The sequence below is a fragment of the Proteus sp. G4415 genome, assembly GCF_963896075.1.
GTDB classification, from domain to species: Bacteria; Pseudomonadota; Gammaproteobacteria; order Enterobacterales; family Enterobacteriaceae; genus Proteus; species Proteus mirabilis.
Genome location: NZ_CAWQOK010000107.1, coordinates 1 through 16,972 on the forward strand (window position 1 = coordinate 1; position 16,972 = coordinate 16,972).

Below are 16,972 nucleotides of genomic sequence, written 5' to 3' on the forward strand. Positions count from 1 at the left end.
CACCATATCCATGTTTAATATTGCTTTTATTTAAAACATATTCTATATATAGAACAATTACTTATATTCTTCTTGTTTAAACTAAAAAAAACCACTAAATGATGATTTAGTGGTTTTAGTAGACTTTTATCAATGGTTAATGATTAATTATTTTGCCCACCAATCATTGATGTCATACGAATATGACGACCTTCGCTAATTTCCATATTTGATAATACCGCTAACTGTGGCAAGCTACGGCGTAAAAAGCGTGATAACAGCGAACGTAGTGCATGGTTAACCAAGAGTACAGGCACGCCCCCTGACATCTCTTGACGGCGTACCGCATCTAAGGCTTGTTGTTCAATGTTTTCAGCAAGGCCAGGCTCTAATCCCCCCCCACTTTGCATCGCTTGTAATAATAGACGCTCTAGTCCCGCATCTAATCCGATAACTTGTATCTCTTCTTTATCACCAAACCAGTGTTGTGTTATCGCCCTGCGTAATGCAACACGAACTACCGCCGTTAATTCTGCCGGATCTTTTTGCTCAGGAGCATGCTCTGCTAGTGCTTCTAATATGGTTCTCATATCGCGAATAGGCACTTGCTCTGCCAACAGGTTTTGCAATACTTTATGTAACACCGTTAATGACAGCATATCGGGGATCATATTTTCCGTCATTTTCGGTAGTTCTTTGCTTACCCTATCAAATAGCATTTGCGCTTCTTGGCGACCAAATAACTCTGATGCGTATTGGTTAAGTACATGATTAAAATGTGTTGCAATCACTGTACTTGCCGCCACAACCGTATAGCCTTGTACTTGTGCTTGCTCTCTTAAACTGTCATCAATCCATACTGCAGGTAAACCAAATGCCGGCTCTTGAGTGTTATCACCTTCTAGCGTTCCGACTGCATTACCAGGGTTTATGGCCAACCAACGCCCAGGATGAGCTTCGCCATGACCGATTTCTACCCCTTTCATTAAAATGCGGTAGGAGGAAGGTTTTACTTCCATATTATCGCGAATATGTACGACAGGAGGTAGATACCCCATTTCTTGTGCAAACTTTTTGCGAATACCACTAATTCGCCCTAATAATTCACCATTTTGGCGATTATCGACCATGGGAATAAGACGATAACCCACTTCCATTGACAGCGGATCTTCTAATTGCACATCTTCCCAAGAGGCTTCAACAACCCGATTTTGTTTTTCAACTTGTTCCAACTCTTTTTGTTGTTGCACTTGAGGACTGCTATGGCGTTTTAAGATATACCATCCTAATCCTGCTAATGCAGCCGTAAAGAAGAGGAAAACAAAGTTTGGCATACCTGGTACTAACCCCAGCAATCCTAAAACACCCGCAGTTAGCATCAGTACACGAGGGTTATCAAAGAGTTGCGTCACCATTTGTTGACCGACGTCTTCATCGGTTGCAACGCGAGTAACAATAACACCCGCCGCTGTTGATATAATCAGTGCTGGTATTTGTGCCACCAGCCCATCACCGATGGTTAATAAGGTATAAGTGCTTGCCGCATCGTTAAGTGCCATATTATGTTGTGCAACACCGACCACTAAACCACCAACGACGTTTATTACCAAGATCATTAAGCCGGCAATCGCATCCCCTCGGACGAATTTACTTGCACCATCCATAGATCCATAAAAGTCAGACTCAAGCGAAACTTCTTTACGACGTTTTTTAGCTTCTTCTTCGTTTATGATCCCAGCATTTAAATCAGCATCGATAGCCATCTGCTTACCCGGCATCCCATCTAATACAAAGCGTGCGCCTACTTCAGCAATACGCCCTGCACCTTTGGTGATAACCATAAAGTTAATCAGTATAAGAATGATAAAGACAACGATACCGATAGCAAAATTGCCACCTACGAGGAAATGACCAAAAGCTTCAACAACACGCCCTGCAGCCGCGGAACCTGTATGTCCTTCCATCAAGATAATACGTGTTGATGCAACGTTAAGCGATAAGCGTAACAATGTAGTGAACAGGAGTATTGTTGGAAAGGCAGCAAAGTCCAATGTGCGCCTAGTAAACATGGCCACTAATAGCACCATGATAGAAAGGGCAATGTTAAAGGTAAACAATAAGTCCAATAGAAAAGGTGGCAATGGCAGTACCATCATTGACAGTATAAGCAAAATAAGTACTGGCCCTGCCAGTATCTGCCACTGAGAACTTTTCCAATTTCCCGGCAAGCGGAGTAATGAGGCCAAATTAGCCATGACGATTATCTTCTCCAGCAAAGTCCAGTGCGGGAGGCACTGGCAAGTTCATAGGTTGTTTAGGTTTTAAACCACCTTCGGTTTTCCATCGTCTCAGTTGATAGACCCAAGCTAAAACTTCTGCAACAGCGGCATAGAGTGTTGCAGGAATAGCCTGTCCTATCTCACTGTGACGATATAACGCCCTAGCAAGCGGTGGCGCTTCTAGAAGCGGAATTCGATGTTCAGCACCAATTTCTTTAATTTTTAAGGCAATGGCACCCGCCCCTTTAGCAAGTACTTTTGGGGCAACCATTTTGTCGTTATATTGCAAAGCAACCGCGTAATGCGTTGGGTTAGTGACAATGACATCTGCTTTTGGCACATCTGCCATCATTCGTCGCCGCGACATCTCGTGTTGTTGTTGGCGAATACGCGCCTTTAATTGCGGATCACCCTCTTGTTGTTTAAATTCGTCTTTGATTTCTTGGCGTGTCATGCGTAACTTTTTCAAATGGCTACGAATTTGAAAAATAATATCGAATGCCACCATCGGGATAAGCATAAAAACCGCAATATAGACCGCAAAAATAAGCAGTTGCATCGCATTAGCTAAAGCACTTAAAGGAGGAAGCGTGATCAAATGAAGAATATCGTTCCAGTTGTGCCATAAGAAAACCGTTGCGGCTAAGCCGACAAAGAGTGATTTTAAAATCGCTTTAAATAATTCAGCTAACGCATTCATTGAAAAAATACGTTTTAAGCCAGAAATAGGGTTCCATTTTTTCGGATCAAACTTGATAGACTTGCTACTAAAATTAATCCCCCCCAATACGGCTGAACCACCAATTGCCACTAAGACCAAGCCTAGAAACACTGGCGATAACGCAAATACAGCCTGTTTCATTAAACTGGCAAAACGGGGGATCAATAAATTCTCGTTGCCGATTATGTGGTGATTAAAAGTAAAACCTTCCGTTAACATGGCATAAAGCTCACGAGTGATAAAACGCCCACTCATCCACAGTAGACTGACGCCCCCTAAAATCATTAATACGGACGAAAGCTCTTTGGAACGAACAATTTGCCCATCCTTTTTCGCTTTTTCCCGTTTATGGGGAGTGGGTTCTTCTGTCTTTTCGAGATCGCTATCTTCAGCCACAGTCTGTCCGATTTAGATAATTAGATTAAAGCCTGAATGAAATGTCTCTTAGCATGACAAATTCAGAAGAAATTGATGGGTTGAACAATCGCAAATTTACGGGGCTTTTTGGGCTATGAAGGTATAAACAGCAAAAAAGTGTGCTACTTACACATCACCTTTGAAACAACATATTTATTTGGTGCAAATATGGAGGGTTTATCGCAAGAATAATTCTGTGGTGAATATAAGGTAAAAGCGTGTATTTCTCACCATCAAACAAAAGCCGCTTAGATAAAGCGGCTTACATTTTCTTCAATAGCCTGCGCTATTAACCTGTTTTTTGGTTGTTTTTTATCCATAAAATAGAACATCCTCAAAGAGCAGAGATAGAGCGAATGCCTCCTGCAAGCCAGTTATGTCCTTATCGCCCTAAACTCACCAATAGATTAGAAACCTAAACTTTCCAGTAAATCATCAACCTGATCTTGATTCTTAATCACACCAGCATTGTTTTTATTGACTTGTGGGCCATTTAATAATGAATCAGTCTCTTTTTTCGCATTGGATTTTTCAAGTTGCTCTGGTGGCAGATTTTCCATTAATACCATAACAAGTTGTTTTTCAATTTCTTGAACCACACTCATCATACGTTTAATCACTTGGCCTGTTAAATCTTGGAAATCTTGCGCCATCATAATTTCAAGTAATTGGCTATTTGTAAAAGCCGCACTTTCAGGGATATCCCGCAAATAATTGCGGGTATCCGTTACAAGAGAGCGTACATCTTTGAGATCTTCTGGATGCTCAAACCATTGATCCCAGCGTTCAGTTAACTTAGTTGCATGACTACTTAACTCATCCTGTTTTGGTTGCGCAGCTTCCACACAATTTAATGTACGCTCAGCTGCCTGAGCGGTCATTTGAGCAACATAGTCCAATCTTTCCCTTGCATCAGGAATGGCTTCTGCTGCTTCTGCTATTGCTTTATCCAATCCTAATTCTCGCAAACTGTCGCGTAACATACGCGTCAATTGTCCGATCCGACTGATAATATCTGACGTTATTTCGACATTATCTTTCGGCATAATTGGATCCCCACTCATTGCGACTCCTTAGATGCCCAGTTTTTCAAAAATTTTATTGAGTTTTTCTTCAAGAATGGCTGCAGTAAAAGGTTTAACAACATATCCACTTGCTCCTGATTGCGCAGCAGCAATAATATTTTCTTTTTTCGCTTCGGCGGTCACCATCAGAACGGGAAGCGTTGCAAGCCCTGCGTCACTACGAATATTCTTCAGCAACTCTAACCCATCCATATTGGGCATATTCCAATCGGTGATAACAAAATCATATGCCGAACTCTGTAACTTGGCTAACGCGTCAGCACCATCTTCTGCTTCTTCTACGTTCATAAATCCTAACTCCTTTAGTAAATTACGAACGATGCGGCGCATTGTTGAAAAATCATCAACCACTAAAAATCTCAGATCCTTACTTGCCATTGAAAACTCCTTCAAAATATATTGGCAAATTACTGTGTTGCTGTTTAAACTGAACTTAATCAGATACGCAATGATTGTGTTGTGCTGATTTTCATCAGCACGGCTTTACTCATTGAGCTTATACTTTTTACCTCATCCACGGCTCCCAATTCGACCGCGGAACGAGGCATCCCAAAGACGACGCAGCTTGCTTCATCTTGTGCAAATGTGTAGCTACCTGCACGACGCATTGCTAATAAACCTGTAGCACCATCACTGCCCATCCCTGTTAAAATGACACCAATAGCATTACGCCCCGCATATTTAGCAACCGAATTAAATAGCACATCAACAGAAGGTCGATGCCGATTTACCGCAGGATCTTTATTTATATGGATCTGGTAATTAGCACCATTACGACGAAGCTCCATATGATAATCACCCGGTGCGATGTAGGCGTGTCCAGGTAAAACCCGTTCTCCATCTTCAGCTTCTTTCACACTGATTTGGCATAAACGGTTTAACCGCTCTGCAAATGAGTGGGTAAACCCCGCCGGCATATGTTGGGTTATTAATACTGCAGGACTGGTAATAGGTAATGGCTCTAAAAAATGACGAATAGCCTCGGTGCCCCCTGTTGAAGCACCAACAGCGATTAACTTTTCACTCGAAATCATGGGAGTAAATGATAACGACTTAGACGGTAATGTTTTCGTTTCATGACGACTAATTCTTGCCTGAGCCGCTGCTCGGATTTTTTCTGCAATAAGTTCACTGTAGGCCAACATTCCTTCACGTAGACCTAACTGAGGTTTAGTGACAAAATCAACCGCCCCCAGTTCTAATGCTTTTAATGTCACTTCTGAACCTTTTGCCGTGAGTGATGAAACCATCACCACTGGCATAGGGCGTAAGCGCATTAATTTTTCCAAAAAATCAATACCATCCATGCGTGGCATTTCAACATCTAACGTCAATACCTGTGGATTAAACTTTTTTATTAAGTCACGAGCGACTATCGGATCTGGCGCACAATCAACGACCTCCATATCATGGTGACTATTAATTATTTCTCGCATGATCTGGCGCATTAACGCCGAATCATCAACACAGAGTACCGTTATTTTATTCATAACCTCTCCTTGCTGGTGTCAGCCCGTAAACCGTATGCCCCTGCAAGTAAAAATCCTTGCTTAGTTGGCTCACATTTTCAGAATGCCCTACAAACAGCATTCCATCGGGTTTAAGCAATGGTATAAATCGATGAAGTAAGCTTTGCTGTGTCGTTTTATCAAAATAAATCATGACATTACGACAAAAAATCGCATCAAATGGCCCTTCTAATTTCCACTGCTTGTCGAGTAAATTCAAATACTGAAAAGTGACCATTTCACTTACTTGTGGTCTAATTTTCACGTATCCGGCAAAATCACCAACACCTTTGAGAAAATATTTTTTCAAATATTCTTCGTTTAACGTTTTTAACTCTTCCAGTCGATAAACACCTTTACGGGCTTTTTCCAACACATTAGTGTCGATATCGCTGGCAATAATTTTTGTTTTATAGGGGTTATCCCCAAAAACATCGCGCAAAGTCATCGCTATTGAATAAGGCTCTTCTCCAGTAGATGCGGCAGCACACCATACTCGGTAAACTCCTCCTGCCCTGTTTTTGGCGTGTTTAGCCAAAATAGGAAAGTGATGTGCTTCCCTAAAAAATGCAGTTAAGTTTGTGGTTAACGCATTAATAAACTCTTGCCATTCAGGGTTGCATACATCACTTTTTAGAAACGCAAGATAGTCACCAAAGTTATTCATCCGTAATTCACGTAACCTCCTCGTGAGACGGTTATAAACCATTTCCCGTTTGTTGTTAGTCAGCACAATACCTGCTTTTTGATAAATCAATTGGCAGATTGATTGAAACTGATTATCGGACAACATAAACCGTTCAGAAAAAAAATCTAACGGTTGAGCAGCGATATCTGGCAATTCTTCAGTAACATTACGTTTCATTATTTTTTAATGGGTCTTTTTAAAAAATGATTTTTTATCTGCTTTCTTCAACCCATTACCTTCTAAGGAGTGAGAAGATCCGTCTTCATCCGTGTCAGGCAATTCGAATGCCGATACAGCATTAACCAGGTTGTTAGCCTGATCTTCTAATGCTGTGGCAGCAGATGCTGATTGCTCCACCAAAGCAGCGTTTTGTTGTGTCACCTGATCCATCTGACTAACAGCATCAGCAACTTGGTGAATACCTCTACTTTGTTCGTCTGAAGCCGAGGCAATTTCGGCCATTAACTCAGTGACTTTATTTACAGATGTGACAAGCTCCTCCATCGTTTGCCCCGCATCATTTACTAATCGAGATCCCTGAGAGACTCGAGACACAGACTCGTCAATAAGTGTTTTAATTTCTTTAGCCGCTTCAGCACTACGCTGAGCAAGATTACGCACCTCTCCTGCAACAACTGAGAAACCGCGTCCTTGTTCACCCGCTCGCGCCGCTTCTACCGCAGCATTAAGCGCTAAGATATTGGTTTGAAAGGCAATACCATCAATGACACTAATAATAGCGCCTATCTTTTGAGAACTTTGAGTAATAGCATCCATCATTTCGACCACACTGTGAGTAATTTCACCGCCTCGTAGTGCAGTTTCAGATGCAGATTCCGCCAACTTACTCGCTTGTAACGCGTTATCCGCATTTTGTTTAACTGTCGCCGTTAATTGCTCCATACTCGCAGCCGTCTCTTCCAAAGAAGCAGCTTGTTGTTCTGTGCGCGAGGATAAATCGGTATTACCTTTGGAAATTTCTTGAATACCCGAATACATCGCCTGACTGTTATCACGAACAATACGAATAGAGCGCGCCAACTCGCCACGCATCTCACGTAACCGTCTAAAAATGTCACCTATTTCGTCATCAGTAAAAACCAGAATTTCACGATTTAATTTGCCTGTTGCGACATCATTAAAGTAACGGCTTAAACTTGCGAAAGGTTTAATAATATTAAAACTTAACCAGCGATGAGAGGCGATTGACACCACAATTACCATGGTGATTGCGCCAATAAACATTAAAATAGCGATAGTATAAAAATGATGTCCTTGTTCAATCGAATCAGCCACTTCATATTGAACGTAATTCATATAGGTATTAAATGAATTTTCCATCGCAGTTTGATAGCGTTCCGTAGGTTGATCTAAAAACCCTTGAAAATCGCCTTTTTTTAACATGCCATGTAATTCAACTAGTGCACTATAAAGAACGTGATAATCATTTTTTACGGTATTAAAAATCTCTTTTTCTTCTTGTGGAATAACCTCTTGATTAATATCTGTAAGGAAATTTTGAAAATGAGTATTTGCTGTTTCCAAACGTGATAATGCGATTGATTCAATAGATTGGATATAATCTGTTGACTGTTCAGTTTTCATTCCTATCGCAACGCGATTTATTGCATTACGTGCTTGTACTAAAGATACCCAACTTAATCCTAATTCATCTCGCTTAGCAGTATCTAAATCAATTCTAGTGATCTGATTGTTGTTTAAATGAATAATTCCCAGTGAGATCCCACTGGAAATAACTTGCATCACACAAAACATCATCAGTAATAAATAGAGACTGGTGGATATCTTTAATTTACGAAACCTAAACATGCCTTCACCTCGTTATAAGCGGTAGCAAATCACTACCGCTTGTCAGCCACTTGTTGTTGTTAGAAAGTTTCCCAGTTAGCGGGATCTTCAACACTGCTGCTCTTTTTCTTTTCTGAGGTTCCTGGTTTTATAAGTGGAGCAGCGGCTTGTACTACAGGGGGTGCATCCAATTCCTTTTTCTCTAATGCTTTTTCTTCCTGACCCGGTAATTTGAAGATGGAAACTAAGCGGGTTAATGCAACTGCTTGATCTTCAAGACCCGCAGCGGCGGCGGCAGATTGTTCTACTAAAGAGGCGTTTTGCTGAGTAACACGATCCATTTCAGAAACCGCAAGACCCACTTGTGAAATTCCTCGACTTTGTTCATCCGATGCCGAGGCAATTTCCCCCATAATATCGGTAACACGTGTCACAGATTCGACAATACGAGTCATGGTTTCCCCTGCACTTTCAACTAATACCGATCCGGTTTCAGTGCGACTAACAGAGTCTTCAATCAACGTTTTTATTTCTTTAGCAGCTTCTGCACTTCTCTGTGCAAGATTACGAACTTCGCCGGCAACTACCGCAAATCCGCGACCATGCTCACCGGCTCTCGCAGCTTCAACAGCCGCATTCAACGCCAAAATATTGGTTTGAAATGCGATACCATCAATCACTGCAGTAATATCGGTGATTTTTTGAGAACTTCCGGCTATGTCGTGCATCGTTTGCACCACATTAGCCACAACTTTTCCACCTTGGCGGGCAATATCTGAGGCATCATTGGCAAGGTTACTTGCTTGGCGTGCATTATCAGCATTTTGTTTTACTGTCGCCGTTAACTGCTCCATACTCGCAGCAGTCTCTTCTAATGAAGCAACTTGCTCCTCAGTACGTGAGGATAAATCATTATTACCTGCGGCAATTTCACTGGTGCTGTTATAGATATTCTCAGTACTTTGATAAACACCACGAACAGTATGTATAAGCTCTTGTTGCATGTGCTTTAAGCCACTTGCTAATAAGCTCATTTCATTACGTCCATGCACCTCGATATCGGGACGTAGATCCCCTTCAGAAAATGCTTTAATATTTAATAACAATGAATTAAGTGGTCGAATTAATGCATTGCGCAGTGCAAACCAACAAATGATTAATGCTGTAACAACAATAATGGCTAATATCACCATCGTGATAATAGAACGCTGATGAGAAGCTTCTAATGCACTATTTAATTGATTATTAAACTTCTCATTACGCATAACATAAGCAAGATACTCTTTATAAAAACCATCTTGATAAGAAGTCGTTGGTTGTTCGAAAAAATCTTTTAAGTTTTTATCTTGCAGTAAAATTTCTAACTGATTTAATGCAGAAAAATACTCAATAAAACGCCCTTTTAAATTGCGTATTTCTTCTTCTGAATGAATTTGATAAGCATTTATATGCTGTTCAAACTCTTTAAATTTATCATCGGCCCGAGACATATTTTTACGTGCCAGACCAGTTAAATATTCTACAGACAACGAGCTATCAACATTCAGATCTTTATCCTGTAACAGATAGCTTATAGCTGCACGATTAATATTGTTACGCGCTTGCAATAAGTTTGCCCAGCTTTCATCTAAACGTTCACGCTGTTTTTGTATTGTGAGAGTTTTATCCAGATCTTGTCTTGTTTCACTGAGATTTGAGTAAAAAACACCCCCGGAGATAAACTGCAAAACACCAAACAACAGAAGAATGGATAACAACCCAGTCACTATTTTCATTCGGCTAAACATGAGTTTCCCTTTTTATAATAGATGGTATGACCAAGTTATCGGCAGACTTAAGAGAAACTTTATAGGTTTTATCCTATATAGATACTATTTTCTATTTACAATAAATAAATTAAATATCAATAAGTTATATTTTAAATTCTCATTTTAAAAACCTGTTAGGCATAATGCACATTCATTTTTTAGTTAATACATTTAAAAAAAATAACTTAACTAAAATTAAAAGTACTCTTTCTGATTTAATTTCACTTAATTAATATTAAAGCCCCAAGAAATAACAAATAATTGAAAAAACTATTCCGGCAAGATAGCCGGAATAGTATTAAAGAATAAGATTAATAGGCTAAACTTTATTTAGCCATAATTGTTGCGCTATCAACTAATTCCATTTCTTCGCTATTGAGTAATTTTTCAATATCAACCAGAATTAACATTCTTTCATCTAAAGTACCCAATCCTGTTAAATATTCTGTTGACATTGTTACCGCAAATTCAGGCGCAGGACAGATTTGTTCAGGTTTTAAGGTTAATACATCAGAAACACCATCAACAACAATGCCGACAATACGGTTGAGTAAATTAACCACGATCACCACTGTGTTGTCATTATAGGTAACATTTTCTTGTGAAAACTTAATTCGTAGATCAACGATAGGTACAATAACCCCCCGTAAATTGGTCACACCTTTAATAAAACTAGGTGCATTCGCAATACGAGTGACTTGGTCATAGCCCCGAATTTCTTGTACTTTTAGAATATCAATGCCATATTCTTCGTTGCCCAACGTAAAAATTAGAAATCCTTGTCCAACAGTTTCACCGGATAATTTCTCGAAATGTTCCGCAGCCATAATCTTATTTTATCCTCACTATTAAATAACTGTATGCGCAGTTGTATTCTTTTTCTTTTCTGTCATTTGAGAATGACTTAAACGTTGTAATTCTGGAACATCAAGAATTAAAGCAACACTACCATCGCCCATGATTGTGGCAGCAGAAATACCCGGTACTTTTCGGTAATTGCTTTCTATATTTTTAACAACCACTTGATGTTGACCAACTAACTTATCGACCAATAAAGCATAACGGCGCCCTGCACTTTGTACGATAACCGCAATCGCTTGAGTAATATCGGTTTGCGCACCTTCAATATTAAAAGTACGGTGTAATTCAATAAGCGGTAAATATTCACCTCTTACTTGCAATAATTTTTCATCTCCTGCTAAAGGATAAATATCTTCCTCTTCAGGTTGTAATGAGCTAACCACTGTTCCTAATGGTAAAATAAATACTTCATCATTCACTTTTACTGACATGCCATCTAAAATGGCCAATGTGAGTGGCAGCAAGATGCGAATGCGTGTGCCTTTTCCAACTTCAAAACTAATTTGAATTTGCCCACCCATTTCTTGGATATTTCGTTTTACAACATCCATACCCACACCACGTCCAGAAACATCGGTGACAACCTCAGCGGTAGAGAAACCTGGCGCAAATATCAACATCGCAACTTCTTCATTGCTCATATTTTCAGAAACAGCTAAGCCCGATGATATCGCCTTTTTCAAAATACGCTCACGATTTAATCCGGCACCATCATCTGTCACTTCAATACAAATATTGCCACCTTGATGCTCTGCTGAAAGCGTTAATTGACCCGCCTCTGGTTTGCCCGCCGCAATGCGATCGGCAGGCATTTCAATACCATGATCAAGGCTATTACGGACTAAGTGAGTTAAAGGATCGATGATTTTCTCAATTAAACTCTTATCAAGCTCAGTTGAACTACCAATCATATTTAACTCAACTTTTTTATGCATTTTGCCAGCTAAATCACGAACGACCCGCGGAAAACGACTAAAAACATATTCCATCGGCATCATACGGATAGACATCACTGACTCTTGCAGATCACGAGAGTTACGCTGTAGCTGTGCAATACAACTGAGTAGATCACTATGAATAGATGGCTCAAGCGTGTCACTATGTTGCGCTAACATAGACTGAGTGATCACCAATTCCCCGACCAAGTTAATCAGTTGGTCCACCTTTTCAACCGCAACGCGAATACTGGTTGATTCCGTTTTGGCCTGAGCAACAACAGGTTTTCGCGCAGGGGCTGGTGTCGCAGTTGGTGGCAAGGTTGTAGCAACTTTAGTCACTTCATCTGCTTGACTATTTTTATTCAACTCAGCAACGTTTTTCTCTATCGTAGCTGGCTGCTCTGTTTGAGCAGTAGGCTGGATACTTTCTGTCACAGATGAGGGTGAGTGTTCGGCTTGCTCTTGCGTTTTATCTGTAGACTTTACCTTTTCCTCAGTAGCAGCAACGTTAGCAAAGGAAATCTGTTCTGGTTCAATAACAAAACATAATACCGCACTGATATCTTCTTGAGTTGCTGTGGTTTTTAATACCGCTTCCAACCCATGGTGCTGTTTTTCAACCTGACTGACTTCACCCAGATGCTTTAATTCATCTAGCATTAAATCAATATCGGTCTCTTTTAAATCAGATAAAATAATATGATGCTGATAAAGACCGTCAGTATTTGGTGTTTTAGCCGTTGCTATCGGTTGATTTTCTTTACTAAGCTCATCGTCAGTATGATGCACTGCAGAAACAGGAGTGATGTTCTCCGTTGGGGCATTACTTTCAGCTAAAGATACTGAGTCACTCCCCTCACCTAATTGAGTTGATTGTTCCTCTTTGACTTCTAGAGCTAACTGACGCAACTTCTCACAAATATAGTTAAATGTTTCCTCGTCTGGCTCTTGTGAGTTTTTATGTGCATCCAATTGCTGTTGCATAATATCTTTCGCTTCCAGAAACAGGTTAATAATGTCATCGGTAAGTACCATTTCATGGCGTCTTGCACTATCGAGCAAGTTTTCCAGCACATGAGTGGTCTGCTGAAGTTTAACGAAGCCAAATGTTGCGGCTCCTCCTTTTATGGAGTGCGCACTACGAAAAATAGCATTTAACTGCTCTTGATCTGGATTTTGCGGATCAAGTAACAGTAAATGCTGTTCCATATCAGCTAACAACTCATCTGCTTCATCAAAAAATGTTTGATAAAACTCGGTAATATCCATCGTTACTCATTCACCTTTACGCGATTACATACAAACTAAGGAGTTGTTTCCTGTTTTGTCGTAATATTTGTCGATTGTGATGGCAAACTTTCCCCAGAAACTCCTGTTTCAACATTTTCCTTTTTTGATTCGGGAAGCTTAGATGTAGAAGAAGACACAGACGAATTCGTCTGTGTATTTTCTCCGTTTTCTTGTGGGGTTTCTTGCCCTGAAAGCAGAGGTTTAATTTCTGATGCCTCTTTTATTGCTGGTGCAACCCGCTCATTTTCATGTACAATTTTCTTTTCTTCCTGCTTAGTTAAAACTAATATACTGATCCTTCTATTCGCCGGAGCAAAACCATCCTCTTTTACTAAGTGAACAGTTGATGCCATACCTACAACCCGTAGTACTTTCCATTCTGCAAGCCCTGCACCAATAAGTTCTCGACGAGATGCATTAGCTCGATCCGTTGATAACTCCCAGTTACTGTATTTGAGTGCACCACTCGCATAAGGAATATCATCGGTATGACCTGATAAACTGATTTTATAAGGCGAGTCATTTAGTATTGGCGCTATCGCAGTTAAAATATCTTTCATATAAGGTTCAACAGTGGCACTACCAACTTTAAACATTGGCCGGCTTTCTTTATCTATAATTTGGATACGTAAGCCTTCGTCCATCATGTCGATTAATAAATGAGGTTTTAAATCTTTTAAGCGAGGATCTTGTAAAATAACTTGCTCTAAATTCTCTTTCAGTTTACGGAATTGCTGTTTTTCATTGAGCTGTTTATCTTCGACACCTTTTGGCAGTACATCACCTTCGTTATACACAGGATCACGTCCTCCCCCTGGTATCGGGTTTGTCACGTCTCCACTAACGCGGCCTTTTTCAATGGCAACTTTTAGAGGTGTGCGAAAATATTCAGCAACACGAGTTAACTCTTGAGGACTAGCGATAGAAAGTAACCACATCACCAGAAAGAAAGCCATCATGGCAGTCATAAAGTCAGCGTAAGCTATCTTCCACGCACCATGTTGTGCGTTGTGCTGTTTTTTCCCTCGCTTTTTAACTCTGATTATCTGTGAATTACTTTTCATAATTACTCTTCTTTCATTGCATCAGGATTTGCCTGCATCGGTGTCCGTACCTGACGTACATGTTCTTCCAATTCAATAAATGAAGGTCTGTCTGCCAGAAAGAGGGTCTTACGACCAAACTCAACCGCTATCTGTGGTGCATATCCATTCATGCTAGATAACAGGGTGGTCTTGATGCACTCCATCATTTTCATTTGTTGACTAGAGCGTTGTCTGATACGAGAGGCTAATGGTGAAACAAAGCCATAAGCTAATAAAATGCCTAAGAAAGTACCTACCATTGCGTGACCAATAAGTGCCCCCATTTCCCCAGCAGGTCTATCGGCAGCACCTAGCGCATTAACCACCCCCATAACCGCGGCCACAATACCAAATGCGGGTAATGAATCGCCCATCGTAGAGAGCCCCGCCGCAGGTACTTCACTTTCTTCTTCAAAAGTGGCAATTTCTTCGTCCATTAGCGCTTCAATTTCATAAGGATTCATATTCCCCGTCACCATCAAACGCATATAATCAGTAATAAAACTGAGCATATAAACGTCTTTCATAATGCGAGGATATTGGGAAAAAATGTCACTTTGTTGTGGATTTTCAATATCTCTCTCTAATGCCAACATGCCGTTTTGGCGCGCTTTAGACAGCAAACGAAACATTAATGCCATTAGATCCATATACATCGCTTTATTGTAGTTAGTGTTACGAAGTAATTTCGGTAGGATTTTTACCGTTGATACGATCGCACGACCATTATTACCTACAACAAAAGCACCGATACCGGCACCAAAAATAATTAAAAATTCAGCGGGTTGATATAATGCGCCTAGATGTCCACCTACGAGGGTAAACCCTCCGAGGACAGCACAAATCACCACGATATATCCTAAGAGTACTAACACGCGATATCCCTTTAGCTAATTTCGTTATAGAGAGAATGGCGAACATAACCGCAAGGAGATAGGAGGGGAAGAGGAAACAACTCAGGTTATAGAGTCTTTAATCTATAACCTGATATTTAACTTTCAATCTCGAATCACATTGCAAACTGTTCAAGACCATCCAACAGTTGTAAGTTAATATCGGCAGGATTGGCGGAAAGTTTACGTTTTTTTATTGCCCGAGATGGAGGCTGACAAAGACTACAAACATAATTACTTGCAGGCTGATGTGCGTGTGTAATAAATGAACCATTACATTTGGTACATACAGAAAGTTGTAACATACCACTTTCAACAAAACGAACTAATGTCCATGCTCGTGTTAGTGCTAAAATAGGTTCTTGATCTTTAACGGGTGGACATTGTTCTAAATATAAACGATAGGCTTTTACAACAGCTTCAACACCTACACTCCCCCCGCTTTTTAATAAAAAGCGGTAAGCATTATAAAACATTGAAGAATGGATATTTTGTTCCCATGTCATAAACCAATCTGTTGAAAAAGGTAGCATACCTTTAGGAGGAGGGCTTCCTCTTAATTCTTTGTATAATTTAATTAAACGCCCTCGACTTAATTGCGTTTCGCTTTCAAGCATTTGTAAGCGAGCACCTAAGGTGATTAATTCCATTGCTAGGCGAATATCTTTCGCCTCTCGGACGATACTTTTCTCACTCATTGTTATGCCCGTTTCTTTGTAGCAGAGGTATCATGTTCCGATAGTTGACGGAACAAGTTAGAAGAAAGAAGGATACCAGTATGAATTTGTTGCAAATCATCCACTCTGGATTCTTTAGTGAGTTGTTCTATTGTTTCGCTGTCTTCAAACCGGAAATTACAGATTAGTTGGTTTGTTTCAGCCAACTTAACCAATTGAGGCAATGTTAGCTCTTTTAGTGCATCAGCCATAGAATCGCTGATACCCAGTCTAAACATTGCGGAAGCCTTTTCTTGGTTAATTAACCTCTGCGCCAAAAGCAAATACGATAAATTTATGTCATAAATATGCTTAAGCAATTCAACCGTACTCATCTCTTTACATCCCGTCCGATTATATTGAACAAAGAGGATCTTGTTTAAAGTAAGATCCCGAGGAAATTAATATAAATGTATATTGAATTTCCAGGCCCCATTTTATGAATATGACTCGTAGTAACACTACCTTGTATTACTTGATTACGATCATTTCAAAAAGTAGCGAGAAAAACATTTAAATTAAAAAGGATTTTAAATGCTCGCCAATATATCACGTTAAGAATAATCCTAACGAGATAACTTTACTCCTTAATGATTAAGTTATTCAACGGATAAAGTAGTCTAATTTAAATACTATGTGAGTTACATCACAAAAAGATAATCATTATTATGGAATTAGTTCATTAACTATTCAAGTAATATTAGTAATAAAACTTGCTGAGAATTAATAAGCGAATCTACCCAAATTAAAATATTAATGATAATTTTTTATTTTATACGATCTATTAAACTTATAAACCTAAAAATACAGCATAAAAAATTGACAAATCTAAAATTGAAGTTTTTTTCGATCACAGTAACATATATTGCCATAGCTCCTCCTCATCTTTGTCTGA

At 39.8% G+C, this 16,972-nt stretch carries 14 protein-coding genes; all 14 read right to left on the bottom strand.

Annotated elements, in window-relative coordinates; translation table 11 throughout:
- Positions 1-143: 143 nt before the first annotated feature.
- Positions 144-2,234: a flagellar biosynthesis protein FlhA gene (gene flhA, locus AACU95_RS12520; RefSeq protein ID WP_049197044.1), complete on the bottom strand. Its 2,091-nt coding sequence runs from the start codon at positions 2,232-2,234 to the stop codon at positions 144-146.
- Positions 2,227-3,375, bottom strand: coding sequence for a flagellar biosynthesis protein FlhB (gene flhB / locus AACU95_RS12525; RefSeq protein WP_004243547.1), 1,149 nt, complete (start codon positions 3,373-3,375; stop codon positions 2,227-2,229). Before flhB ends, flhA begins: the two co-directional genes overlap by 8 nt.
- 428 nt (positions 3,376-3,803) lie before the next feature.
- Positions 3,804-4,460: a protein phosphatase CheZ gene (gene cheZ, locus AACU95_RS12530; RefSeq protein WP_004248348.1), complete on the bottom strand. Its 657-nt coding sequence runs from the start codon at positions 4,458-4,460 to the stop codon at positions 3,804-3,806.
- Positions 4,461-4,469: 9 nt separating this feature from the next.
- Complete coding sequence (gene cheY, locus AACU95_RS12535; RefSeq protein ID WP_004243551.1) at positions 4,470-4,859, bottom strand: chemotaxis response regulator CheY; 390 nt, start codon at positions 4,857-4,859, stop codon at positions 4,470-4,472.
- A 59-nt stretch (positions 4,860-4,918) separates the two neighbouring features.
- Positions 4,919-5,971 carry a protein-glutamate methylesterase/protein-glutamine glutaminase gene (locus AACU95_RS12540; protein ID WP_004243552.1) on the bottom strand — a complete coding sequence of 351 codons (1,053 nt, stop codon included), beginning with the start codon at positions 5,969-5,971 and terminating at the stop codon, positions 4,919-4,921.
- Positions 5,964-6,854: a protein-glutamate O-methyltransferase CheR gene (gene cheR, locus AACU95_RS12545; protein WP_141192091.1), complete on the bottom strand. Its 891-nt coding sequence runs from the start codon at positions 6,852-6,854 to the stop codon at positions 5,964-5,966. The genes AACU95_RS12540 and cheR overlap by 8 nt, the downstream gene beginning before the upstream one ends.
- Before the next feature lie 6 nt (positions 6,855-6,860).
- On the bottom strand, positions 6,861-8,507 hold the full coding sequence (locus AACU95_RS12550; protein ID WP_004243556.1) for a methyl-accepting chemotaxis protein: 1,647 nt from the start codon (positions 8,505-8,507) through the stop codon (positions 6,861-6,863).
- A 59-nt stretch (positions 8,508-8,566) separates the two neighbouring features.
- A complete protein-coding gene (locus AACU95_RS12555; protein WP_012368063.1) occupies positions 8,567-10,273 on the bottom strand; it encodes a methyl-accepting chemotaxis protein in 1,707 nt (568 codons plus the stop codon).
- Positions 10,274-10,620: 347 nt separating this feature from the next.
- The gene (gene cheW / locus AACU95_RS12560) at positions 10,621-11,121 is read right to left on the bottom strand and encodes a chemotaxis protein CheW (RefSeq protein ID WP_004243558.1); all 501 of its coding nucleotides are present in this window, start codon (positions 11,119-11,121) and stop codon (positions 10,621-10,623) included.
- 21 nt (positions 11,122-11,142) lie between these two features.
- Complete coding sequence (cheA, locus tag AACU95_RS12565; protein WP_141192092.1) at positions 11,143-13,362, bottom strand: chemotaxis protein CheA; 2,220 nt, start codon at positions 13,360-13,362, stop codon at positions 11,143-11,145.
- 35 nt (positions 13,363-13,397) lie between these two features.
- Positions 13,398-14,447 carry a flagellar motor protein MotB gene (gene motB, locus AACU95_RS12570; RefSeq protein WP_004243565.1) on the bottom strand — a complete coding sequence of 350 codons (1,050 nt, stop codon included), beginning with the start codon at positions 14,445-14,447 and terminating at the stop codon, positions 13,398-13,400.
- 2 nt (positions 14,448-14,449) lie between these two features.
- A complete protein-coding gene (gene motA, locus AACU95_RS12575) occupies positions 14,450-15,343 on the bottom strand; it encodes a flagellar motor stator protein MotA (protein WP_004243566.1) in 894 nt (297 codons plus the stop codon).
- Between the two features lie 134 nt (positions 15,344-15,477).
- The gene (gene flhC / locus AACU95_RS12580) at positions 15,478-16,059 is read right to left on the bottom strand and encodes a flagellar transcriptional regulator FlhC (RefSeq protein ID WP_004243567.1); all 582 of its coding nucleotides are present in this window, start codon (positions 16,057-16,059) and stop codon (positions 15,478-15,480) included.
- A gap of 2 nt (positions 16,060-16,061) precedes the next feature.
- Complete coding sequence (gene flhD / locus AACU95_RS12585; protein ID WP_004243568.1) at positions 16,062-16,412, bottom strand: flagellar transcriptional regulator FlhD; 351 nt, start codon at positions 16,410-16,412, stop codon at positions 16,062-16,064.
- Positions 16,413-16,972: the final 560 nt, after the last annotated feature.

Excerpts from the sequence above, each read along its gene's own strand:
- flhA (WP_049197044.1), bottom strand. The coding sequence starts at position 2,234 with ATGGCTAATTTGGCCTCATTACTCCGCTTGCCGGGAAATTGGAAAAGT.
- cheZ (WP_004248348.1), bottom strand. The coding sequence starts at position 4,460 with ATGAGTGGGGATCCAATTATGCCGAAAGATAATGTCGAAATAACGTCA.
- cheY (WP_004243551.1), bottom strand. The coding sequence starts at position 4,859 with ATGGCAAGTAAGGATCTGAGATTTTTAGTGGTTGATGATTTTTCAACA.
- AACU95_RS12540 (WP_004243552.1), bottom strand. The coding sequence starts at position 5,971 with ATGAATAAAATAACGGTACTCTGTGTTGATGATTCGGCGTTAATGCGC.
- cheR (WP_141192091.1), bottom strand. The coding sequence starts at position 6,854 with ATGAAACGTAATGTTACTGAAGAATTGCCAGATATCGCTGCTCAACCG.
- AACU95_RS12550 (WP_004243556.1), bottom strand. The coding sequence starts at position 8,507 with ATGTTTAGGTTTCGTAAATTAAAGATATCCACCAGTCTCTATTTATTA.
- AACU95_RS12555 (WP_012368063.1), bottom strand. The coding sequence starts at position 10,273 with ATGTTTAGCCGAATGAAAATAGTGACTGGGTTGTTATCCATTCTTCTG.
- cheW (WP_004243558.1), bottom strand. The coding sequence starts at position 11,121 with ATGGCTGCGGAACATTTCGAGAAATTATCCGGTGAAACTGTTGGACAA.
- cheA (WP_141192092.1), bottom strand. The coding sequence starts at position 13,362 with ATGGATATTACCGAGTTTTATCAAACATTTTTTGATGAAGCAGATGAG.
- motB (WP_004243565.1), bottom strand. The coding sequence starts at position 14,447 with ATGAAAAGTAATTCACAGATAATCAGAGTTAAAAAGCGAGGGAAAAAA.
- flhC (WP_004243567.1), bottom strand. The coding sequence starts at position 16,059 with ATGAGTGAGAAAAGTATCGTCCGAGAGGCGAAAGATATTCGCCTAGCA.
- flhD (WP_004243568.1), bottom strand. The coding sequence starts at position 16,412 with ATGAGTACGGTTGAATTGCTTAAGCATATTTATGACATAAATTTATCG.